The organism is Stenotrophomonas sp. YJH_SMC_120, assembly GCF_059368675.1.
The window spans coordinates 138,323-159,746 of the sequence record NZ_JCAFRY010000010.1 but is presented as its reverse complement, the minus strand read 5'-3'; the positions used below and the strand labels follow the sequence as shown (position 1 = coordinate 159,746).

Annotated in this window: 17 protein-coding genes; 13 read left to right on the top strand and 4 right to left on the bottom strand. The window is 66.3% G+C overall.

All coding sequences use genetic code 11. The features are described from left to right. The 6 genes from AC5P60_RS13625 to AC5P60_RS13600 all read left to right on the top strand — a co-directional run. Nucleotides 1–472, top strand: a 472-nt coding sequence (locus tag AC5P60_RS13625) for a methyl-accepting chemotaxis protein (RefSeq protein WP_495201758.1), incomplete at its 5' end; no start/stop codon positions are given. 37 nt (nt 473–509) lie between these two features. After that, the gene (locus AC5P60_RS13620; RefSeq protein WP_049402309.1) at nt 510–1,379 is read left to right on the top strand and encodes a CheR family methyltransferase; all 870 of its coding nucleotides are present in this window, start codon (nt 510–512) and stop codon (nt 1,377–1,379) included. Beyond that, a complete protein-coding gene (gene cheD / locus AC5P60_RS13615; RefSeq protein ID WP_005409511.1) occupies nt 1,376–1,972 on the top strand; it encodes a chemoreceptor glutamine deamidase CheD in 597 nt (198 codons plus the stop codon). Before AC5P60_RS13620 ends, cheD begins: the two co-directional genes overlap by 4 nt. Continuing rightward, nucleotides 1,969–3,042 carry a protein-glutamate methylesterase/protein-glutamine glutaminase gene (locus AC5P60_RS13610; RefSeq protein ID WP_005409510.1) on the top strand — a complete coding sequence of 358 codons (1,074 nt, stop codon included), beginning with the start codon at nt 1,969–1,971 and terminating at the stop codon, nt 3,040–3,042. Before cheD ends, AC5P60_RS13610 begins: the two co-directional genes overlap by 4 nt. 92 nt (nt 3,043–3,134) lie before the next feature. Then, a complete protein-coding gene (locus AC5P60_RS13605; protein WP_033832961.1) occupies nt 3,135–4,721 on the top strand; it encodes a hypothetical protein in 1,587 nt (528 codons plus the stop codon). A gap of 90 nt (nt 4,722–4,811) precedes the next feature. Continuing rightward, on the top strand, nt 4,812–5,756 hold the full coding sequence (locus AC5P60_RS13600) for a hypothetical protein (protein WP_111172439.1): 945 nt from the start codon (nt 4,812–4,814) through the stop codon (nt 5,754–5,756). 91 nt (nt 5,757–5,847) lie between these two features. Here the strand turns inward: AC5P60_RS13600 and acnB are convergent, their stop codons facing one another. From acnB to AC5P60_RS13585, 3 genes are read right to left on the bottom strand one after another with little or no spacing between them, the layout of a single operon-like run. After that, nucleotides 5,848–8,439 carry a bifunctional aconitate hydratase 2/2-methylisocitrate dehydratase gene (acnB, locus tag AC5P60_RS13595; RefSeq protein ID WP_005409507.1) on the bottom strand — a complete coding sequence of 864 codons (2,592 nt, stop codon included), beginning with the start codon at nt 8,437–8,439 and terminating at the stop codon, nt 5,848–5,850. Between the two features lie 43 nt (nt 8,440–8,482). Further along, a complete protein-coding gene (locus AC5P60_RS13590; RefSeq protein ID WP_005409506.1) occupies nt 8,483–8,881 on the bottom strand; it encodes a type II toxin-antitoxin system VapC family toxin in 399 nt (132 codons plus the stop codon). Between the two features lie 6 nt (nt 8,882–8,887). Beyond that, nucleotides 8,888–9,112, bottom strand: a complete 225-nt coding sequence (locus AC5P60_RS13585; protein WP_005409505.1) for an AbrB/MazE/SpoVT family DNA-binding domain-containing protein — start codon at nt 9,110–9,112, stop codon at nt 8,888–8,890. Between the two features lie 191 nt (nt 9,113–9,303). Between AC5P60_RS13585 and bamE the strand changes: the two genes are divergently transcribed. Together bamE and acnA are read left to right on the top strand one after the other, a co-directional pair. Further along, nucleotides 9,304–9,675, top strand: coding sequence for an outer membrane protein assembly factor BamE domain-containing protein (gene bamE / locus AC5P60_RS13580; protein WP_005409504.1), 372 nt, complete (start codon nt 9,304–9,306; stop codon nt 9,673–9,675). Nucleotides 9,676–9,935: 260 nt separating this feature from the next. Next, nucleotides 9,936–12,689, top strand: a complete 2,754-nt coding sequence (acnA, locus tag AC5P60_RS13575; RefSeq protein ID WP_033832964.1) for an aconitate hydratase AcnA — start codon at nt 9,936–9,938, stop codon at nt 12,687–12,689. 151 nt (nt 12,690–12,840) lie between these two features. On the opposite strand, the gene AC5P60_RS13570 is transcribed toward acnA, so the two are convergent. Next, nucleotides 12,841–14,391 carry a BCCT family transporter gene (locus AC5P60_RS13570; RefSeq protein ID WP_005409502.1) on the bottom strand — a complete coding sequence of 517 codons (1,551 nt, stop codon included), beginning with the start codon at nt 14,389–14,391 and terminating at the stop codon, nt 12,841–12,843. Between the two features lie 170 nt (nt 14,392–14,561). On the opposite strand from AC5P60_RS13570, the gene betI reads away from it, so the two are divergent. The 5 genes from betI (at nt 14,562) to rpfF (ending at nt 21,416) form a co-directional block, all read left to right on the top strand. Further along, nucleotides 14,562–15,152, top strand: coding sequence for a transcriptional regulator BetI (gene betI, locus AC5P60_RS13565; protein ID WP_005409501.1), 591 nt, complete (start codon nt 14,562–14,564; stop codon nt 15,150–15,152). Between the two features lie 38 nt (nt 15,153–15,190). After that, nucleotides 15,191–16,663, top strand: a complete 1,473-nt coding sequence (gene betB, locus AC5P60_RS13560) for a betaine-aldehyde dehydrogenase (protein ID WP_005409500.1) — start codon at nt 15,191–15,193, stop codon at nt 16,661–16,663. A 101-nt stretch (nt 16,664–16,764) separates the two neighbouring features. Further along, complete coding sequence (gene betA, locus AC5P60_RS13555; RefSeq protein ID WP_005409499.1) at nt 16,765–18,447, top strand: choline dehydrogenase; 1,683 nt, start codon at nt 16,765–16,767, stop codon at nt 18,445–18,447. Nucleotides 18,448–18,669: 222 nt separating this feature from the next. Further along, on the top strand, nt 18,670–20,346 hold the full coding sequence (locus AC5P60_RS13550) for a long-chain fatty acid--CoA ligase (RefSeq protein WP_414498163.1): 1,677 nt from the start codon (nt 18,670–18,672) through the stop codon (nt 20,344–20,346). Between the two features lie 200 nt (nt 20,347–20,546). Then, a complete protein-coding gene (rpfF, locus tag AC5P60_RS13545) occupies nt 20,547–21,416 on the top strand; it encodes a diffusible signal factor synthase RpfF (RefSeq protein WP_012480080.1) in 870 nt (289 codons plus the stop codon). Nucleotides 21,417–21,424 lie beyond the last annotated feature (8 nt).

Below are 21,424 nucleotides of genomic sequence, written 5' to 3'. Positions count from 1 at the left end.
GGAGATCAAGGGCCTGATCGATGATTCGGTCGGCAAGGTCGCCGAAGGCTCCAGCCTGGTCCACCAGGCCGGCAGCACCATGGGCGAGATCGTCGCCTCGGTGCAGCGCGTGACCGACATCATGGCCGAGATCTCCGCCGCCTCGCAGGAACAGTCGGCCGGCATCGAGCAGGTCAACCAGACCGTGGTGCAGATGGACGAGACCACCCAGCAGAACGCCGCGCTGGTGGAAGAAGCCACCGCCGCCGCACGTGCGATGGAAGACCAGGCCGCGCAGCTGGCCGACGCCGTGGCGATCTTCCGCCTCGACAACCAGGTCTCCGCCGCAGTGAAGGCTGTCGCCGAACGCGTCGAACCGGCGCGCATCACCACCGTGGCACGTCCGCAGCCTACCAGCACGCCCGCGCCGGTACGTCGCAGCAGCAACGGCAGCACCTTCGCCGCCAGCGACAGTGACTGGCAGGAATTCTGAGACCCACCCGCGGCGGCTTCGGCCGCCGCCTCTGCCGATGGACACGTCCCCCGTGCAAAGTCCTACCCCCATCGTCACCGGCCCGCGCGAATTCGAGTTCGCCGACCGTGATTTCCGCCGCGTCTGCGACCTGATCTACCAGCGCGTGGGCATCGCCCTCGCACCGGCCAAGCGCGACATGGTCTATGGCCGCCTGTCGCGCCGCCTGCGCACGCTGGGCATGCGCAGCTTCCAGCAGTACCTGGACCATCTTGAGCAGGAAGACGGTGACGAGTGGCAGGCGTTCACCAACGCACTGACCACCAACCTGACCTCGTTCTTCCGCGAGCCGCACCACTTCGACAAGCTGCGCGAAGAACTGCAGCAGCGTTCCAGCCGTTCGCCGCTGCTGCTGTGGTCGTGCGCGGCGTCCACCGGTGAGGAACCCTATTCGATGGCGATCACCGCCTGCGAGGCCTTCGGTACGCTGAAGCCGCCGGTGCGCATCATCGCTACCGACGTCGATACCCAGGTACTGGCCACCGCCGGCCGCGGCGTCTACAACATCGACCGTGTCGCCAATCTCGACCCGGACCTGCGCCGCCGCTACTTCCAGCGTGGCAGCGGTCCCAACGAGGGGCAGTGCCGCGTGCTGCCGGCGCTGCGCGAGCTGATCGAGTTCCGTCCACTGAACCTGCTCGCCCCGCGCTACGACGTCGGCGGCCCGTTCGACGCGCTGTTCTGCCGCAATGTGATGATCTACTTCGACAAGCCGACCCAGCGCGCCATCCTCGGCCGCCTGGTGCAACACCTGGCCGACGATGGCCTGCTCTACACCGGACACTCGGAGAACTACCTGCACGCCGCCGACCTGATCCAGCCCTGCGGGCGCACCCTGTACCGCCGCGCGGCAAAGGCCGGCGCATGAACGCCTCACTGCGTACCGACGACGTGATGCGCTACCAGGATGCACGCTTCCAGACCCTTGCCGCCAAGCTGCTGCCCACCCAGTACCTGGTGGTCGATGACACCACCGCGCTGACCACCACCCTGGGTTCGTGCGTGGCCGCCTGCCTGCGCGACCCGGTGCTGAAGATCGGCGGCATGAACCACTTTCTGCTGCCCGAGGGCAACGCCGGCGACGGCGCGCCCGCGCGTTACGGCAGCTATGCGATGGAACTGCTGATCAACGACATGCTCAAGCGCGGCGCGCACCGCAAGCGCATCGAGGCCAAGGTGTTCGGCGGCGCCAACGTACTGAAGGGCTTCACCAGCAATCCGGTCGGTACCCGTAACGCCGAGTTCGTGCGCCAGTACCTGCAGGCCGAGCATATTCCGATCATCGCCGAGGACCTGTGCGGCATCCATCCGCGCAAGATCTGGTTCTTCGCCGACACCGGCCGCGTGGTGGTGCAGCGCCTGCCGCATGCCCACGAAGCCGAAGTGGCTGCCACCGAATCGGCAGTGCGTGCGCGCCTGTCCAAGGCCCCGGTCACCGGTGGCGTGGAGTTGTTCGAATGACCCTGACCGGCAACGCCCCCTGCCGGGTCCTGATCGTCGACGACTCCGCCGTCGTGCGCCAGATGCTCACGGAAATCCTGTCCAGCGATCCGGCCATCGACGTGGTCGGCACCGCTGCCGACCCGCTGCTGGCACGCGAGAAGATCAAGCGCCTGGCCCCGGACGTGATCACGCTGGACGTGGAAATGCCACGCATGGACGGCCTCGCCTTCCTGGAAAACCTGATGCGGCTGCATCCACTGCCTGTGGTGATGATTTCCTCGTTGACCGAGCGCGGCGCCGATACCACGCTGCAGGCACTGGCACTGGGTGCCGTGGACTTCGTCTCCAAGCCCAAGCTGGACGTCGCACGCGGCCTGCAGGGCTACGCCGACGAGATCATCGCCAAGGTGAAGATGGCGGCGCGCTCGCGGGTGCGCCCGCTGGTGCGTGCTGCCGCTCCGAAACTCCTGCTGGAAGCAGCTCCTGCAATGCGCCCGGCTGCACCGCAGTTCCGCACCACCGACCGCCTGATCGCGATTGGTTCTTCGGCCGGCGGCACCGAGGCGCTGCGCGTGGTGCTGGAAGGCATGCCGGCCGATGCGCCTGCCGTGGTGATGACCCAGCACCTGCCTGCCAGCTTCAGCAGCGCCTTCGCCGAGCGCCTGGACCGGCACTCCGCGATGGCCGTGCGTGAGGCCAGCGACGGCGAGGCAGTGCTGCCTGGCCATGCCTACCTGCCACCGGGTGGCAAGCACCTGCGGATCATCCGCGACGGTGCGCGCTGGCGCTGCCGCGTCGACGATGGCCCTGCGGTGAACCGTCACAAGCCCGCGGTGGACGTGCTGTTCCGTTCGGTCGCGCAGAGCGCGGGCGGCAACGCCATCGGCGCCATCCTCACCGGCATGGGTGACGATGGCGCGCGCGGCCTGCTGGAAATGCGCCAGGCCGGCGCGCCGACGCTGGTCCAGGATGAAGCCACCAGCGTAGTCTGGGGCATGCCCGGCGCTGCCTTCAAACTGGGAGCGGCCGAAGAACAGGTGCCATTGGAACGGATCGCCGAACGACTCTTGGCGCTCGCCCGCGGCTGATCGTCCGCGGCATCGCACCGCCTGATTCCCCCTTTCAGATGCCGGCCCCGGAAGGGCCGGCACGGCTGTCGTGTTTTCCAAGGAGTTTGACCGTGGCCCTGCGTCTCTTCCCTTACCAACCGTCACTGCTGGCGGCCGCTCTGCTGGCTCCGCTGGCAGCCACCGCTGCCGGCGTGCCAGCACCGCCGCAGGCCACCCCGGGCCTTCCCCCCGCCCCCGTCGCGAAGGGCACCGCCTGGACCGATCGCGTCCACATCCAGAGTGGTCCGGATACCGCATCGAAGCGCCTCCACGCACCCGACGTGGCGTTGCGCATCGTCACCCCCGATGACAGCGAGTCGCTCACGCCAAAGGGCCTCGCACTGCTTTTCAGCGGCAATGAGCCGGACTACTTCCGGCGCAACACCCTGCCCGGCAGCATCGTCGAGAGCCAGGCGAGCCCCGCCATCACGCTGATGCCCAACGTAGCCAGGGCGCTGGTGGGTGGCTACTTCAGCTATGCGCCCGACGCGCTGCCCAACCAGAGCAGCACCCTGCGTTTCAGTGCAGACACCTGGGCGCTGGTGCACCAGGGCAACACACGGAAGGATCCCCTTTACCGCCTCAACCACGTCAGCACCATCGAGCAACGCCGTGCCGATGGCACCCTGGCTGAAATCATCAGATGCAGTGACAGCGACGACCGGGCGACCCTGGGCGAGTGGCAGGCCAATGACTACGCCAGGCTCAAGATTGCCGCCCAGGTGATCACGATGAAGTGCACCGAGCAGCTCATCAAGCGAATACCGGCGATGTACCCTCGCCCGCTTGCTGCTGAAGATCTCACGGCCTACGCAGGCGGTGCCGTGCCGCCGGCACGGGTGCGCATCTATGCCAGCCTGGGGCGGACCACCACCCTGTACACCGACGCCGCCTGCCGCGAGGATTACCGTGACAGGATCGACGTCAAGTACAACAACGCCGGTGACAAGGGCGTGCTCGGCATCCCCGCCACGGAAACCCTGCGCAGCAAGGAGAACGAGCGGTTCTCCATGCTCAGCTACCAGGAGTACGAAGTCGCCGGCGGCAAGCCGCTGATCGTCGAAGCGCGCTTCGACGCATCAAGCCGCATGTACTGCGACGGGCAGTTGTCGGGTCAGTTCGTGGCCAGGCCCGGGCAGGACTACGAAGTGGAAATGGAAGTGGCCGACAAGATGTGCCGCCTGCATCTGCGCCAGGTACACGCCGATGGCAGCACGACGCCACAGGTTGCGCGCAAGACCCCCAGCATCTGTGAGGGCACGCGTGCGCCGGTGCGCGTTGAACCGCGGCAGGACATGCAGGTCCTGCTGTTCAGCCCAGGCCAGCTGCAGATCCAGGATGCCCGCCAGGGCAGCGCACCGGAACGGTTGACCGACGACGCGGGCAGCACCGAGGCACTGCGGAAGATGCTGCAGCAGGCCAGCAGCAATCCCGGCACACGCCTGTGCGTGGTGGTACCGGCTACCGATTACAGCAGCGCCCTTCACGATGCCGTGCGCGAACGCGTACTGGACGCACCACAGGTATTGCCCAGCCTGTGGGAAGAGGCGGCCACGGTGAACAGGCGCCGCAGCGCCGCCGCCGATGCTCCGGTCGACATCGCCGCTGCGATCGCCCATTGCAATGCGTTCCCGATCAGGGAGTTCGCGCCGCGCTGAGCAATCGCTCCCCTGCCTTCGGCCTTCGCCGGGCATCAACCACCAGAGCGCGCACAGCGCCTCATTTTCGTTTCCTCAAGGAGTACTACCGTGGCATTACGCCCAACCTGCCTCACCGCCGCGATCGCGGCCACCCTGCTGCTGGCGCCGTCGGCCTACGCCAACGACGAAGCACCCACACCCACGCCTGCCGTGGATTCCGCGGTCACCAGCGGATCAACGCTCGATCCAGCAACGGATGCGGCGACCGCGCCAGACGCGGCGCACGCCCCCACCGCGGCCGATCCGGCCATCGGGAATGTCACAGCCGCCGTGGCAGCTCCTCTCGACTACAGCAGCCTGCAGCACGTCAAGGTCACTTCCGGACTGGGTGCAGGCCCCAACGGCAATCGCGTGGGCGATCACGTGCTGCGCCTGGTGATGCGTGCCGACACCGCTGCCGTCACCGCGGCCAAGGTCGGCCTGTCTGCTCTGGCGTTCGTCACTGGCGTGGGTGACATCGGCACCAGCAACAGCTTCAGCAAGAACAACGTCCGTGGCGAGGACATCCACTCTGTGCCCAGCCCGGCCTTCGGCGCATTGCCCGGCATGATCCGCGAGCAGCTGGCACTCTATTTCGCGGCCCACCCCGGCGCCATTCCCAGCGACGAGCGCACCGTGGAAGCCAGTGCCGGCCAGTGGTCGCTGGTGTACCAGAAGCTCAGCGATGCAGAGACCCCCTACGAGCTGCGCCACGATGTAACCATCGGCTTCCCGGTGGTGCGCAAGCTGTTCCGCAGCGCCAGTGGCGGCCAGGGCGTGCACTGCCGGGACGAAGCACGGGTTGCCCCGCTGCAGGAATGGCAGGCAGACGACTATGCGAAGGCCAAGGCGGCGTCGCGTGAGTTCGCCGAGGCCTGCATCGCGCGTTTCGTGGCTGAGCTGCCCCGCCTGTTCCCCGACCATGGCGTTCTGCCGCAGCCCGCGGTGGAAGCCGAGCTTCCGGCGGAAACGCCGACCGTGACCGAGGAAGCGGCGGCCGTTACCCAGGCCTGAACCTGGGTACGCCCACAAACGAAGAACCCCCGGTTCTCACCGGGGGTTCTTCGTTTCAACGGCGTGCCGGCCAGCGGCCGGCACTACCGCGTCAGGCAGCGACCGTGTTGGCCACGTCCTGGTATTCCTCGATCTGGTCGAAGTTCATGTAGCGGTAGATCTCCGCACCATTGGCGTTGATCACGCCGATGTCCGCCATGTACTCCTCCTTGGTCGGGATGCGGCCCAGACGCGAGCAGATCGCGGCCAGTTCGGCCGAACCCAGGTACACGTTGGTGTTGCGGCCCAGGCGGTTCGGGAAGTTGCGGGTCGAGGTCGACATCGCGGTGGAGCCTTCGCGGATCTGCGCCTGGTTGCCCATGCACAGCGAGCAGCCCGGCATTTCCATGCGGGCACCGGTGGCGCCGAAGGTGCCGTACACGCCTTCCTTGGTCAGCTCCGAAGCATCCATCTTGGTCGGCGGGGCCACCCACAGGCGGGTCGGCAGGTCACGCTTGCCTTCCAGCAGCTTGGCAGCGGCACGGAAGTGACCGATGTTGGTCATGCACGAACCGATGAACACTTCGTCGATCTTGGCGCCAGCGACTTCGGACAGGGTCTTCACGTCGTCCGGATCGTTCGGGCAGGCCACGATCGGCTCGTGGATGTCGGCCAGGTCGATCTCGATGACGGCGGCGTACTCGGCGTCGGCATCCGGCTCCAGCAGCTGCGGGTTGGCCAGCCACGCCTCCATCTTCTCGATGCGACGCTGCAGCGAACGCGGATCCTGGTAGCCCTCGGCAATCATCCACTTCAGCAGCGTGATGTTGCTGGTCAGGTACTCGATGATCGGTTCCTTGTTCAGGCGCACCGAGCAACCGGCCGCCGAACGCTCGGCCGAGGCGTCGGACAGTTCGAACGCCTGTTCGACCTTCAGCTCCGGCAGGCCTTCGATTTCCAGGATGCGGCCGGAGAAGATGTTCTTCTTGCCCGCCTTGGCCACGGTCAGCAGGCCCGACTTGATCGCGTACAGCGGAATCGCGTTGACCAGGTCACGCAGGGTCACGCCCGGCTGCATCTTGCCCTTGAAGCGCACCAGCACCGACTCCGGCATGTCCAGCGGCATCACGCCGGTGGCCGCAGCGAAGGCGACCAGGCCCGAACCGGCCGGGAACGAAATGCCCACCGGGAAGCGGGTGTGCGAGTCACCACCGGTACCCACGGTGTCGGGCAGCAGCATGCGGTTGAGCCAGCTGTGGATCACGCCGTCGCCCGGGCGCAGCGAAACGCCGCCACGGGTGGAGATGAACTCCGGCAGGGTGTGGTGGGTCTTCACGTCCACCGGCTTCGGGTAGGCGGCGGTGTGGCAGAACGACTGCATCACCAGATCGGCCGAGAAGCCCAGGCAGGCCAGGTCCTTCAGCTCGTCACGGGTCATCGGGCCGGTGGTGTCCTGCGAGCCGACCGAGGTCATCTTCGGTTCGCAGTAGGTGCCCGGGCGCATGCCCTGGCCTTCCGGCAGGCCACAGGCGCGGCCGACCATCTTCTGTGCCAGCGAGAAGCCCTTGCCGGTGTCGGCCGGCTGCACCGGCAGGCGGAACAGGTTGGTCGGGGCCAGGCCCAGCGCTTCGCGCGCCTTGCCGGTCAGGCCACGGCCGATGATCAGCGGAATGCGGCCACCGGCACGCACTTCGTCGAACAGCACTTCGGACTTGACCTGGAACTCGGCGATCACTTCACCGTTCTTCAGCGCCTTGCCTTCGTACGGACGCAGCTCGACCACATCGCCGTGCTCCATCTTCGACACGTCCAGCTCGATCGGCAGTGCGCCGGCATCTTCCATGGTGTTGTAGAAGATCGGGGCGATCTTCGAACCCAGGCAGACGCCACCGGCGCGCTTGTTCGGGATGAACGGAATGTCATCACCGGTCCACCACAGCACGCTGTTGGTAGCCGATTTGCGCGAGGAGCCGGTACCGACCACGTCGCCGACATAGGCAACCAGGTGGCCCTTGTCCTTCAGGTCGAGGATCTGCTGGATCGGGCCGCGCTTGCCGTCTTCTTCCGGGGTGAACGGCGCGTCGTCGCGCTTGTTCTTCAGCATCGCCAGGGCGTGCATCGGGATGTCCGGGCGGGTGGTCGCATCCGGTGCCGGCGACAGGTCGTCGGTGTTGGTCTCGCCAGGCACCTTGAACACGGTGACGGTCAGGCTCTGCGGCACTTCCGGGTTGCTGGTGAACCACTCGGCATCGGCCCAGCTCTGCAGCACGGCCTGGGCGTTGGCGTTGCCGGCCTTGGCCTTTTCCTGCACGTCGTGGAACGCGTCGAACACCAGCAGGGTCTTCTTCAGGCCATTGGCGGCAATGGTGCCGACGCTGGTGTCGTCAAGCAGCTGCACCAGCGGCGCAACGTTGTAACCGCCGAGCATGGTGCCCAGCAGTTCGGTGGCGCGCTCGCGGCTGATCAGCGGGTTCTGCTCGCTGCCCAGCGCGATCGCGGCCAGGTACGAGGCCTTGACCTTGGCTGCGTCATCGACGCCGGCCGGCACGCGGTGGGTCAGCAGGTCGAGCAGGAACTCGGCCTCGCCCTGCGGCGGGTTCTTCAGCAGTTCGATGACATCGGCCGTCTGCTGCGCGCTCAGCGGCAGCGGCGGGATGCCAAGCGCAGCGCGCTCGGCGACGTGGTGGCGGTAGGCTTCCAACATGACAACTCCCGGGTAATGCGTAGGTTGAAATAACAAAGTGGGCTCAGGCTTGCGGCACGATCAGCTTCAGGCCCTTGAAGTAGTCGCGGTAAAACGTGTCGTTCCAGGTGATCAGGCCGTCGCACTGCAGCAGTGCGTGGGCGCCGACCATGAATTCGTCCAGGCTGCGGCGGCTGCCGCCGCGCTGGCGATGACGGCGGTGCATCTCGCCGGCGCGCAGTGCCGACTTGGCTTCCATCGGGTTGAAATGCACGCCCATCTCTTCCAGCGCTTCGAGCACTTCGGCACCGCCGCGCAGCGAAGCGCAGACTTCGGCCAACGTCGCGCCACAGACCACCACGCGGCCGCCGACCAGGCTCTGCCGCAGGATGGCTTCCACCGCATCGGCCTGCGGACCATTGCTGAGCAGCTCGACCAGCACCGGTGAATCGACGGCGATCATCACGGCTTACTCCTCGTCACGCACCGCGCGCACCGCCGCGTCGGATGATTCGAAGCCGTCCAGCGCGAACTTGCCGCGCGCCCGTGAGATGGCATCGTCAACACTCTTGCGCAGGATGATGCGGCTGCCGTCCAGCTCGACCTTCAGCAGCGTGCCCTTGGTCAGGCCGAGGGCATCACGCACCGCCTTGGGCAGGGTGATCTGTCCGCGTTCAGCAACGGTGGCTTCCATGGGGGTACGCCTCAAAAAGTATGCATGAATTATACATACTCGCAGTATCTGGAACAAACCCGGCCAATCCGTGACCGCGATCCTGCGCTGGTCGCATCCGGGGGTTAGACTGGCTCCGCAGCGACCTGCTGCGGCCCCGGGCTGGACGCACCGCGTGCCGCCCGCACCTACCCGCCATAAAAGGATGTTCCATGCGCGCCTTGACCCTTGCCCTGATGCTGGCTGCCCCGCTGGCCCTTTCGACGACGGCAGCCCACGCCAATCCGTTCGGCGCCTACACCACCGGCGTCGAGATCACCCAACAGCAGATGGACACCCTGGAAGTCGGCAAGACCAGCCAGGACCAGGTCCGTGAGAAGTTCGGCGCACCCGGCCGCCGCGAACAGCTGGGCGACACCCAGGTCTGGTACTACGACTACGTGAAGATCAAGACCTTCGGCAAGAACATCCAGGAAGCGACCGTCCTGGAATTCAACAAGCAGGGTGTGCTGACGGCCAAGTCCAAGAGCAACGCTGTTGGCAAGACCGGCAATCCGCTGCTGGATGCCGCCAACGGCAAGTAAGTCCTGCTCGACACGCACTTCCGGACGGGACGCCCATGGGCGTCCCGTCTGCGTTCGGGCCAGCGGGCGACGACCGCACGCGCTGACACGAAGGCTACACACACCGCTGTAACCTTGCGTTCCAAGCCAGCCGGGTCATTGCCGGGCGCTGGATCGCCGATACTGGGCAGGATCCGGGGCCGGAATGCCACCGGCGACCGCAAGCAGGCCCTTGCACGCACGGGCCAGAGCAAGCCATCCGCAAGAAGGAGTTACCCCGCATGAGCGATTCGTTCTCCACCCGCAGCCAGCTGAACGTCGGCGGCAAGACCTACGACTACTTCAGCCTGCCCACGCTGGGCCAGCGCTTCGATATCTCCCACCTGCCCTACTCGATGAAGATCCTGCTGGAGAACCTGCTCCGGCACGAGGACGGCGGCATCACCGTCGGCACGGACCACATCGAAGCCGTGGCCCGCTGGAATCCGGCGGCAGAACCGGACACCGAGATCGCCTTCATGCCGGCGCGCGTGGTCCTGCAGGACTTCACCGGCGTGCCCTGTGTGGTCGACCTGGCCGCGATGCGCGATGCGGTGGTCAAGCTCGGCGGCTCGCCGGAGCAGATCAACCCGCAGATTCCCTCCGAACTGGTCATCGACCACTCGGTGCAGGTCGATGTGTTCGGCAAGCCGGACGCACTGGACCTCAACGGCAAGATCGAATTCCAGCGCAACCAGGAACGCTACGGCTTCCTGCGCTGGGGCCAGAAGGCCTTCGACAACTTCAAGGTGGTGCCGCCGAACACCGGCATCGTCCACCAGGTGAACCTGGAAAACCTGGCCCGCGTGGTGATGACCGCGGACAAGGATGGCAAGGCCGTGGCCTACCCCGATACCGTGTTCGGCACCGATAGCCACACCACCATGATCAACGGCATCGGCGTGCTGGGCTGGGGCGTGGGCGGCATCGAAGCGGAGGCCGCCATGCTCGGCCAGCCATCGTCGATGCTGATCCCGCAGGTGGTCGGCTTCAAGCTGACCGGCAAGCTGCCCGAGGGTGCCACCGCCACCGACCTGGTGCTGACCGTCACCCAGATGCTGCGCAAGCTGGGCGTGGTCGGCAAGTTCGTCGAGTTCTACGGTGACGGCCTGCAGCACCTGCCGCTGGCCGACCGCGCCACCATCGGCAACATGGCCCCGGAATACGGCGCCACCTGTGGCATCTTCCCGATCGACGCCGAGTCGCTGAACTACCTGCGCCTGTCCGGCCGCAGCGAAGAGCAGATCAACCTGGTCGAGGCCTACGCCAAGGCGCAGGGCCTGTGGCACGAGCCGGGCAGCCCGCACGCCCAGTACAGCACCACGCTGGAACTGGACATGGGCACGGTGAAGCCGTCGCTGGCCGGTCCGAAGCGCCCGCAGGACCGCGTGCTGCTGGAAGACGTGCAGAAGAACTACCGTGAAGCCCTGGTCGGCATGACCGCCAACCGTGACAAGCGCAGCGACGACGTCTCCTCGTTCGTCAACGAAGGCGGCGGCGCCGCGGTCGGCAACGAGCAGCTGGCCAAGGGCTTCGCCGACATCGAGATCGAAGGCCGCAAGGTCCGCCTGAAGGACGGTGCGGTCGTCATCGCTGCCATCACTTCGTGCACCAACACCTCCAACCCGGCGGTGATGATCGGCGCCGGCCTGCTGGCCCGCAATGCGGCCGCCAAGGGCCTGAACCGCCAGCCGTGGGTGAAGACCTCGCTCGGGCCGGGCTCGCGGGTGGTCACCGATTACCTGGAAAAGGCCGGCGTACTGAAGGAGCTGGAAAAGATCGGCTTCTACGTGGTCGGCTACGGCTGCACCACCTGCATCGGCAACTCCGGCCCGCTGCCGACCGAAGTCAGCGCCGGCATCGCCACCGGCGACCTGGTGGTCACCTCGGTGCTGTCGGGCAATCGCAACTTCGAGGGCCGCGTGCACCCCGAAGTGAAGATGAACTACCTGGCCAGCCCGCCGCTGGTGGTGGCCTACGCCATCGCCGGCACCACCGACATCGACCTGACCACCCAGCCGCTGGGAACCGGCAGCGATGGCCAGCCGGTGTTCCTGCGCGACATCTGGCCGAGCAACAAGGAAATCGGTGACGTCATCGCCGCCACCATCGGCCCGGAGATGTTCAAGCAGAACTACGCGGATGTGTTCAAGGGTGATACCCGCTGGAACACCATCGCCTCGCCGGACGGCAACCTGTACGCGTGGAGCGATGCCTCCACCTACATCAAGAACCCGCCGTACTTCGATGGCATGACCATGCAGACCGGCAGCATCGACGACGTGCACGGCGCGCGCGTGATGGGCCTGTTCGGCGATTCGATCACCACCGACCACATCTCCCCGGCCGGCAACATCAAGAAGGACTCGCCGGCAGGCCGCTTCCTGCAGGAGCGCGGCGTGCAGCCGGCCGACTTCAACAGCTACGGCAGCCGCCGCGGCAACGATGACGTGATGGTCCGCGGCACCTTCGCCAACATCCGCATCAAGAACCTGATGTTCGGTGGCGAGGAAGGCGGCAACACCCTGTACTACCCGGCCGGTGGCGGCCAGCCGGAAAAGCTGGCGATCTACGATGCGGCCATGAAGTACAAGGCCGACAAGGTGCCTCTGGTGGTGCTGGCCGGCAAGGAATACGGTACCGGCTCGTCGCGTGACTGGGCTGCCAAGGGCACCCTGCTGCTGGGGGTGAAGGCGGTCATCGCCGAAAGCTTCGAGCGCATCCACCGCTCCAACCTGGTCGGCATGGGCGTGCTGCCGCTGCAGTTCCGCAACGGCGAGAACGCGCAGAGCCTGGGCCTGGACGGCTCGGAAGTGATCGACATCACCGGCCTGCAGGATGGCGCCAGCAAGCGCGCCACGGTCACCGCGACCAAGGCCGATGGCACGAAGAAGACCTTCGAGGTGTCGGTGATGCTGCTGACCCCGAAGGAAGTCGAGTACTTCCGTCATGGTGGCCTGCTGCAGTACGTGCTGCGCCAGTTGGCCAGCAAGTAACGTTCCGCTCTCGGTAGAGTCGACGGCTAGTCGACTACCCAACAAAAGGGCCGGATCCTCGCGGATCCGGCCCTTCCTGTTTCTCTGCAGCCAGGCATGCCCTGGCTCTACCGCAACTCCGGCGGCACCGCGATGGGCGCCAGGTGCGCGATCACCGGCGCGGCGCGTCCGGGTCGGTGCGCAGCGCCTTCAGCAGGCCCCACATGTAGAACGCCAGGGTGAACGAGAACGGCAGGCCGCACAGCACCACCGCCGTCTGCATTGCGCTGAAATTGCCGGCCAGCAGCAGCCCGACGCTGGCCACGGTGATGCCGACGGCCCAGAACACGCGCAGCCAGATCGGCGCGTCATGACCGTCTTCCACCCCATCGTCAACGCGACGGGTACACAGGTTGGCGATCATCAGCGTGCCCGAATCGACCGGGGTCAGGAACAGCACGAAGCCGATCACCACCGCGGCACCGGCCACGTACGGCGCGGCGGGCAGGTATTCCAGCAGCTTGAACAGCGTCATCGCCGCATCGTGCTGGGCCACGTCACCCAGGATCGCCTGGCCATGGTTGAGCACCAGGTCGATGGCGGTGTTGCCGAAGATCGACAGCCACGCCAGGGTAAAGCCGAGCGGGATCAGCAGCACGCCCATGATCACTTCGCGGATGGTGCGGCCGCGCGAGATGCGTGCCACGAAAAGGCCGACGAACGGCGCCCAGGCGATCCACCAGGCCCAGTAGAACAGCGTCCACGAGCCCATCCACTCACGGCCCTTCGGGTCGTTGAGGTACATGTCGAAACTCTTGCGCACGAACGCACCGAGGTAATCGCCGGTGTTCTGGATCAGGCCATCGAACAGGTGCAGGGTCGGGCCGGTGACCAGCACGAACAGCAGCAGGCCGCACAGCAGGCGCACGTTGAGGTTGGACAACCAGGCAATGCCCTTCTCCACTCCGGCGACCACGCCGATGGTGGCCACCACCATCATCACCAGCACGATCGCCACCAGCACCTGCGGCGTATCCGGGATGTGGAACAGGTAGACCAGGCCGGACTGCACCACCAGCGCGCCGATGCCGAGGTTGGTGACCATCGAGATCAGCGTGGCGAGGATGCCGAAGCCATCGACCATGTCGCCGATGCGGCCATGGATGCGCTCACCGAAGATCGGGTACAGCGCCGAGCGCAGCGCCAGCGGCAGGTCACGGCGGTAGGCGAAATAGCCCAGTGCCACGCCGACCAGCGCATACAGCGCCCAGCCGTGCAGGCCCCAGTGCAGGAAGGTCAGCACCATCGCCTCGCGGCCGGCGGCCACGGTGCCGCCGGGTTGCCCGGGCGGATGCAGAAAGTGGTCCAGCGGCTCGTAGGCGCCGTAGTACAGCAGCGCGATGCCGATGCCGGCCGAGAACAGCATCGAGACCCAGGCGACGTAGCCGAAGGCCGGCGATTCCTCGTTGTGACCCAGGCGGATGCGGCCATACGGCGAGAACGCCAGCCACAGCACGAAGCCCAGGCACAGCACGATCAGCAGCATGTACCACCAGCCGAACGCGGCCGACACCTCGGCCTGCGCCCATTGCAGCCAGTGCTCGCTGCCTTCGGGATAGAGAACGGTGAGCAGCCCGAGGATGCCGATCGACACCGAGGAGCTGAAGAAGACAAAACGGTTCAAGCGCAGGGGCGAACGCTTGGGATGAGCCAGGGAAGACATGGGGTCGTCTCATCAAGTCCGAGGGAGCACATGGGCGGGGCCGGACCGGTAAACCGGGCCCATGGCGTGGGGCGCGAGCGCATCCTAGGGTTTATTGATTGAACGTTCAATCAATAAAAAGCATAATGGCGGGCAGCCCGATCCTTCGGGTCGCAATCCGTGGAGAGACAATGCCGAAGAAAGGCGTGGAACCGGTACGGCGCGAACAGCTGATCCGGGCCACTTTCCAGACCATCGACGAGATCGGCATGGCCGATGCGACCGTCGCCACCATCGCGAAGAAGGCAGGGCTGTCCAGCGGCATCGTCGCCCACTACTTCGGCGACAAGGACGGCCTGCTCAATGCTGCAATGCGGCAGATCCTGCGCGAGCTGAAGGACGCGGTCGCCCGCTACCGCGCCGACGCCAGCGACGACCCGCGCGAGCAGCTGCGCGCCATCGTCGACGGCAACTTCGACGACAGCCAGATCAACGGCACCGCGATGCGCGTCTGGCTCACCTTCTGGGCCGCGAGCATGCACCAGCCGGAACTGGCCCGGCTGCAGCGCGCCAACGACCAGCGCCTGTTCTCCAACCTGTGCCACCAGTTCAACCGCCTGCTGCCCCACCCGCAGGCCCGCCTGGCCGCCCGCGGGCTGGCCGCGATGATCGATGGCCTGTGGCTGCGCGGCAGCCTGGTCGGCGGCCAGTTCAACGCCGAGAAGTCCCGGCGCATCGCTTACGGCTACATCGACTTCCAGTTGCAGGCTGTCGCGCTATAAGCGCTTCAGCACCCGCCCCCTTCCAAGGAGTACGCCCCATGACCACCCTGCCCGTCCAACAGCTCTACATCCACGGCCAGCGCGTCGATGCCACCAGCGGCAAGACCTTCAAGACCGTCAACCCGGCCACCGGTGAGGTGATCGCCGAAGTGCAGGTTGCCAGCCAGGCCGACGTCGAGCGTGCCGTGCAGAGCGCGTCCGAAGGCCAGAAGGTGTGGGCCGCGATGACCGCGATGGAGCGCTCGCGCATCCTGCGCCGCGCCGTCGAGATCCTGCGTGAGCGCAACGACGAACTGGCCCACCTGGAAACCCTGGACACCGGCAAGGCGCTGGCCGAAACCACCACCGTGGACATCGTCACCGGCGCCGACGTGGTCGAGTACTACGCTGGCCTGGCCACCGCCATCGAGGGCATCCAGCTGCCGCTGCGCGAATCGAGCTTCTTCTACACCCGTCGCGAGCCGCTGGGCGTGGTCGCCGGCATCGGCGCCTGGAACTACCCGATCCAGATCGCCATGTGGAAGTCGGCCCCGGCGCTGGCCGCCGGCAACGCGATGGTGTTCAAGCCTTCGGAAGTGACCCCGCTGACCGCGATCCGGCTGGCCGAGATCTACACCGAAGCCGGCGTGCCGGCCGGCGTGTTCAACGTCGTGCAGGGCCCGGGCCGCGAGATCGGCCAGTGGCTGACCGAGCACCCGGTGATCGAGAAGATTTCCTTCACCGGCGGCGTCGCCACCGGCAAGAAGGTCATGGCCAGCGCCGCGTCCTCCTCGCTGAAGGAAGTGACCATGGAGCTGGGCGGCAAGTCGCCGCTGGTGATCTGCGATGACGCCGACCTGGACCGCGCCGCCGACATCGCGGTGATGGCCAACTTCTTCAGCTCCGGCCAGGTCTGCACCAACGGCACCCGCGTGTTCGTGCCGCGCAGCATGCTCGCCGCATTCGAGGCCGCCGTTGTCGAGCGCGTCAAGCGCATCCGCATCGGCGACCCGATGGCCGCTGAGACCAACTTCGGCCCGCTGACCAGCTTCCCGCACATGGAAAACGTGCTGCGCTACATCGAAAGCGGCAAGGCCGAAGGCGCCCGCCTGCTGACCGGCGGTGGCCGTGCCACCGAAGGCGCGCTGGCCAATGGCGCCTACGTTCTGCCGACCGTGTTCTCCGACTGCCGCGATGACATGACCATCGTCAAGGAAGAGATCTTCGGGCCGGTGATGAGCATCCTCGCCTACGACGACGAAGACGAAGTGGTGCGTCGCGCCAACGACACCACCTTCGGTCTGGCCGCCGGCGTGGTCAGCAAGGACATCAGCCGCGCCCACCGCATCATCCACCGCCTGGAAGCCGGCATCTGCTGGATCAATACGTGGGGTGAGTCGCCGGCCGAAATGCCGGTCGGTGGCTACAAGGAATCCGGCGTCGGCCGCGAGAACGGCATCTCCACCCTCGGCCACTACACCCGCATCAAGTCGGTGCAGGTGGAACTGGGCGACTACGCCAGCGTGTTCTGACCGGCGCGCCCCGAGCGCGCACCCTCGTCCGGCCACCGCGCCGATCCGACATTCCGCCGGGACGCCTGCATGCAGCGCGCCCCGGCCTGCAGGAGACACCCATGAGCACCCACAACGAGTACGACTACATCATCATCGGCGCCGGTTCGGCCGGCAACGTGCTGGCTACCCGCCTCACCGAAGATGCCGATGTCAGCGTGCTGCTGCTGGAAGCCGGTGGCCCGGACTACCGGCTCGACTTCCGTACCCAGATGCCGGCGGCACTGGCCTTCCCGCTGCAGGGCAAGCGCTACAACTGGGCGTACAAGACCGATCCCGAGCCCTTCATGAACAACCGCCGCATGGACTGCGGCCGCGGCAAGGGCCTGGGCGGCTCGTCGCTGATCAACGGCATGTGCTACATCCGCGGCAACGCGATGGATTACGACAACTGGGCCAGCATGCCGGGCCTGGAAGACTGGACCTACCTGGACTGCCTGCCGTACTTCCGCAAGGCGGAAACCCGCGACATCGGCCCCAATGACTACCACGGTGGCGACGGCCCGCTGCGGGTGACCACGCCGAAGGCCGGCAACAACGAGCTGTTCGCTGCGATGGTCGAAGCCGGCGTGCAGGCCGGCTACCCGCGCACCGACGACCTCAACGGCTACCAGCAGGAAGGCTTCGGCCCGATGGACCGCACGGTGACCCCGAAGGGCCGTCGCTCCAGCACCGCCCGTGGTTACCTGGACCTGGCCAAGCCGCGCCCGAACCTGACCATCGTCACCCACGCGCTTACCGACCGCATCCTGTTCTCGGGCAAGCGTGCGGTGGGCGTGCAGTGGCTGCACAACGACCAGCCGCAGCGTGCCACCGCGCGCCGCGAAGTGCTGCTGTGTGGCGGCGCCATCGCCTCGCCGCAGATCCTGCAGCGTTCGGGCGTCGGCCCGGCCGACCTGCTGCGCAGCCTGGACATCGACCTGGTGCACCACCTGCCGGGCGTCGGCGCCAACCTGCAGGACCACCTGGAGATGTACCTGCAGTACGAGTGCAAGAAGCCGGTCTCGCTGGCACCGGCACTGAAGCTGTACAACCAGCCGGCCATCGGCGCCGAGTGGCTGTTCCTGGGCACCGGCATCGGCGCCAGCAACCAGTTCGAGGCCGGCGGCTTCATCCGCAGCGACGCCGAATTCGACTGGCCGAACCTGCAGTACCACTTCCTGCCGGTGGCGATCAATTACAACGGCTCCAACCCGATCAAGGCGCACAGCTTCCAGATGCACGTCGGTTCGATGCGCTCGCCCAGCCGCGGCCGCATCCACGTGCGTTCGAAGGATCCGCGCGAACATCCGAGCATCCTCTTCAACTACATGTCGCATGAGCAGGACTGGCGCGAGTTCCGCGCGGCGATCCGCATCACCCGCGAGATCTTCGCGCAGCCGGCGCTGGCACCGTACAGCGGCCGCGAGATTTCCCCGGGCAGCGCGCTGCAGACCGATGCGCAGATCGATGCGTTCGTCCGCGAACATGCCGAGACCGCCTACCACCCGTCGTGCTCGAACAAGATGGGCCATGCCGATGACCCGATGGCGGTGGTCGACGGCCAGGGCCGCGTGCACGGGCTGGAAGGCCTGCGCATCGTCGATGCCTCGATCATGCCGCAGGTGGTGACCGGCAACCTCAACGCGCCGACCATCATGATGGCCGAGAAGCTGGCCGACGTGATCCGCGGCCGCACCCCGCTGGCCCGCAGCACCGCGCCGTACTACAAGGCCAACGGTGCACCGGTGCGCAAGCAGGACTGACGCAAGCGCCCCGCCTGGCGACACGGTAGTGCCGGCCGCTGGCCGGCATCCACCGGAATCCCGATCGAGCGCAGATGCCGGCCAGCGGCCGGCACGACCAAGCAAAGAGGCCCTTCGGGGCCTCTTCGCGTTTTCCCTACGGCGGGGTATGCTGCAATGAACGGCCATTGTCGCTACGCTCAGGGCCGGAACCTAATACATCACGATTCCTGGAGGGGGAATATGAGTCTGGATCGTCCCTGGCTGCAGAGCTATCCGAAAGGCGTTCCCGCCGAAATCGACGTCAACGAGTTCCATTCGGTAGCTTCGGTCTTCGACGCTTCCGTCGCGAAATTCCGCGACCGTCCGGCCTACTCCAGCTTCGGCAAAGTGCTCACCTACGGTGAGACCGATGCGCTGGTCACCCAGTTCGCCGCCTACCTGCTGGGTGAGCTCAAGCTCAAGAAGGGTGACCGCGTCGCCCTGATGATGCCCAACTGCCTGCAGTACCCGGTGGCCACCTTCGGCGTGCTGCGCGCCGGACTGACCGTGGTCAACGTCAACCCGCTGTACACCGCGCGCGAACTCAAGCACCAGCTGGTCGACGCGGGCGTCAGTGCGCTGGTGGTGGTCGACAACTTCGGCGACACCGTCGAACAGGTCATCGCCGATACGCCGGTCAAGCACGTGGTCACCACCGGCCTGGGCGACCTGCTCGGCGCCAAGGGCGCGATCGTCAACTTCGTGCTGAAGTACGTCAAGAAGATGGTGCCCAACTACCACATCAAGGGCGCCGTCCGCTTCAGGCAGGCGCTCAAGCTGGGCAGCCGCCACGCGCTTCCGAAGGTCGAGATCGACCACGACGACATCGCTTTCCTGCAGTACACCGGCGGTACCACCGGCGTGGCCAAGGGCGCGATGCTGACCAACCGCAACCTGATCGCCAACATGCAGCAGGCGTCGGCGTGGCTGTCCACCTCGGGCATCGAGCCGGGCAAGGAAGTGATCATCACGGCCCTGCCGCTGTACCACATCTTCGCGTTGACCGCGAACGGCCTGGTCTTCATGAAGTTCGGTGGCTGCAACCACCTGATCACCAACCCGCGCGACATGAAGGGTTTCGTCAAGGAGCTCAAGGGCACCCGCTTCACCGCCATCACCGGCGTCAACACGCTGTTCAACGGCCTGCTCAACACGCCCGGCTTCGACGAGATCGACTTTTCTTCGGTCAAGTTCACCCTCGGCGGCGGCATGGCGGTACAACGTGCCGTGGCCGAACGCTGGAAGAAGGTCACCGGGGTGACCCTGGTCGAAGCCTATGGCCTGACCGAGACCTCGCCGGCAGCCTGCATCAACCCGCTCACCCTGCCCGAGTACAACGGCGCCATCGGCCTGCCGATCCCGTCCACCGATGCCTGCATCAAGGACGACAACGGCAACATCCTGGCGCTGGGCGAAGTGGGCGAGCTGTGCATCAAGGGCCCGCAGGTGATGAAGGGCTACTGGCAGCGCCCGGAGGAAACCGCCACCGCCATCGACGCCGACGGCTGGCTGCACACCGGCGACATGGCGAAGATGGACGAACACGGATTCTTCTACATCGTCGACCGCAAGAAGGACATGATCCTGGTGTCCGGCTTCAACGTGTACCCGAATGAAGTCGAGGACGTGATCGCGATGATGCCGGGCGTGTTGGAAGTGGCTGCGGTCGGTGTCCCGGACGAGAAGTCCGGCGAGGTCGTGAAGGTCGTGATCGTGAAGAAGGACCCGAACCTGACCGCGGAAATGGTCAAGGAACATGCCCGGGCCAACCTGACCGGTTACAAGCACCCCAGAATCGTAGAATTCCGAAAGGAGCTGCCGAAGACCAACGTCGGCAAGATTCTCCGTCGCGAGCTGCGTGATACGCCCGCCCAGTAAGGGTTTCCGGGCAACACGACAGTACAGGGGACCCCGCCGGAGACGGCGGGGTCTTTTTATTGCCGGAACATGTCCGGCCCGGCGCTTGCGGGCGGTTCACGACGGGTGCATAGAATCAGTCGCCGCCGCATGTTCAGCTCGCCCCCTCACTCCTCTCCGTCCGCTCTGCGGTTGGCCGGACGGTCACACGGAGAACTCCCATGTCTGCAGTACGCCCCATCATTACCCGTCCCTCGCAGCACCCTACCCTGCGTATCACCGAAGAACCCGAGCGGGATGTTTACTGGATCCATATGCACGCCAACCTGGTCAACCAGCCGGGCCGGCCGTGCTTCGCCTCGCGCCTGGTCGATGACATCGTCGACTACCAGCGCGAACTGGGCGATCGCCTCAGCGCCTCGCACGCTCTGTCACCCCATGTCGTACTTGCCTCGGACAGCGACGTGTTCAACCTGGGCGGCGATCTCGAACTGTTCTGCCGCCTGATCCGCGAGGGCGACCGCGCCCGCCTGCTCGACTATGCCCAGCGCTGCGTGCGCGGCGTGCATGCCTTCCATGCCGGCCTGGGCACCCGTGCCCACAGCATCGCCCTGGTCCAGGGCAATGCACTGGGGGGCGGCTTCGAGGCCGCACTGAGCTGCCACACCATCGTCGCAGAGGAAGGCGTGTTGATGGGCCTGCCGGAGGTGCTGTTCGACCTGTTCCCCGGCATGGGCGCCTACTCCTTCCTGTGCCAGCGGATCAGTCCGCGGCTGGCGGAGAAGATCATGCTGGAAGGCAACCTCTACACCGCCAGCCAGCTGAAGGAAATGGGCCTGGTCGACATCGTGGTGCCGGTGGGCGAAGGTGTTGCCGCAGTCGAACAGGTGATCAAGGAAAGCCGACGCATCCCGCACGCCTGGGCGGCGATGCGTGAGGTCAACGAGATCGCCACCATGGTGCCGCTGCATGAAATGATGCGGATCACCGAGATCTGGGTAGACACTGCGATGCAGCTCGGCGAGAAGTCCCTGCGCACCATGGATCGGCTGGTACGGGCGCAGGCCCGACGCAATGGCGACCCGGCCTGATCGTCTGG

Coding starts and splice junctions, on each gene's coding strand:
- AC5P60_RS13620 (WP_049402309.1), top strand. CDS start 510: ATGGACACGTCCCCCGTGCAAAGTCCTACCCCCATCGTCACCGGCCCG.
- cheD (WP_005409511.1), top strand. CDS start 1,376: ATGAACGCCTCACTGCGTACCGACGACGTGATGCGCTACCAGGATGCA.
- AC5P60_RS13610 (WP_005409510.1), top strand. CDS start 1,969: ATGACCCTGACCGGCAACGCCCCCTGCCGGGTCCTGATCGTCGACGAC.
- acnB (WP_005409507.1), bottom strand. CDS start 8,439: ATGTTGGAAGCCTACCGCCACCACGTCGCCGAGCGCGCTGCGCTTGGC.
- AC5P60_RS13590 (WP_005409506.1), bottom strand. CDS start 8,881: ATGATCGCCGTCGATTCACCGGTGCTGGTCGAGCTGCTCAGCAATGGT.
- AC5P60_RS13585 (WP_005409505.1), bottom strand. CDS start 9,112: ATGGAAGCCACCGTTGCTGAACGCGGACAGATCACCCTGCCCAAGGCG.
- bamE (WP_005409504.1), top strand. CDS start 9,304: ATGCGCGCCTTGACCCTTGCCCTGATGCTGGCTGCCCCGCTGGCCCTT.
- acnA (WP_033832964.1), top strand. CDS start 9,936: ATGAGCGATTCGTTCTCCACCCGCAGCCAGCTGAACGTCGGCGGCAAG.
- AC5P60_RS13570 (WP_005409502.1), bottom strand. CDS start 14,391: ATGTCTTCCCTGGCTCATCCCAAGCGTTCGCCCCTGCGCTTGAACCGT.
- betI (WP_005409501.1), top strand. CDS start 14,562: ATGCCGAAGAAAGGCGTGGAACCGGTACGGCGCGAACAGCTGATCCGG.
- betB (WP_005409500.1), top strand. CDS start 15,191: ATGACCACCCTGCCCGTCCAACAGCTCTACATCCACGGCCAGCGCGTC.
- betA (WP_005409499.1), top strand. CDS start 16,765: ATGAGCACCCACAACGAGTACGACTACATCATCATCGGCGCCGGTTCG.
- AC5P60_RS13550 (WP_414498163.1), top strand. CDS start 18,670: ATGAGTCTGGATCGTCCCTGGCTGCAGAGCTATCCGAAAGGCGTTCCC.
- rpfF (WP_012480080.1), top strand. CDS start 20,547: ATGTCTGCAGTACGCCCCATCATTACCCGTCCCTCGCAGCACCCTACC.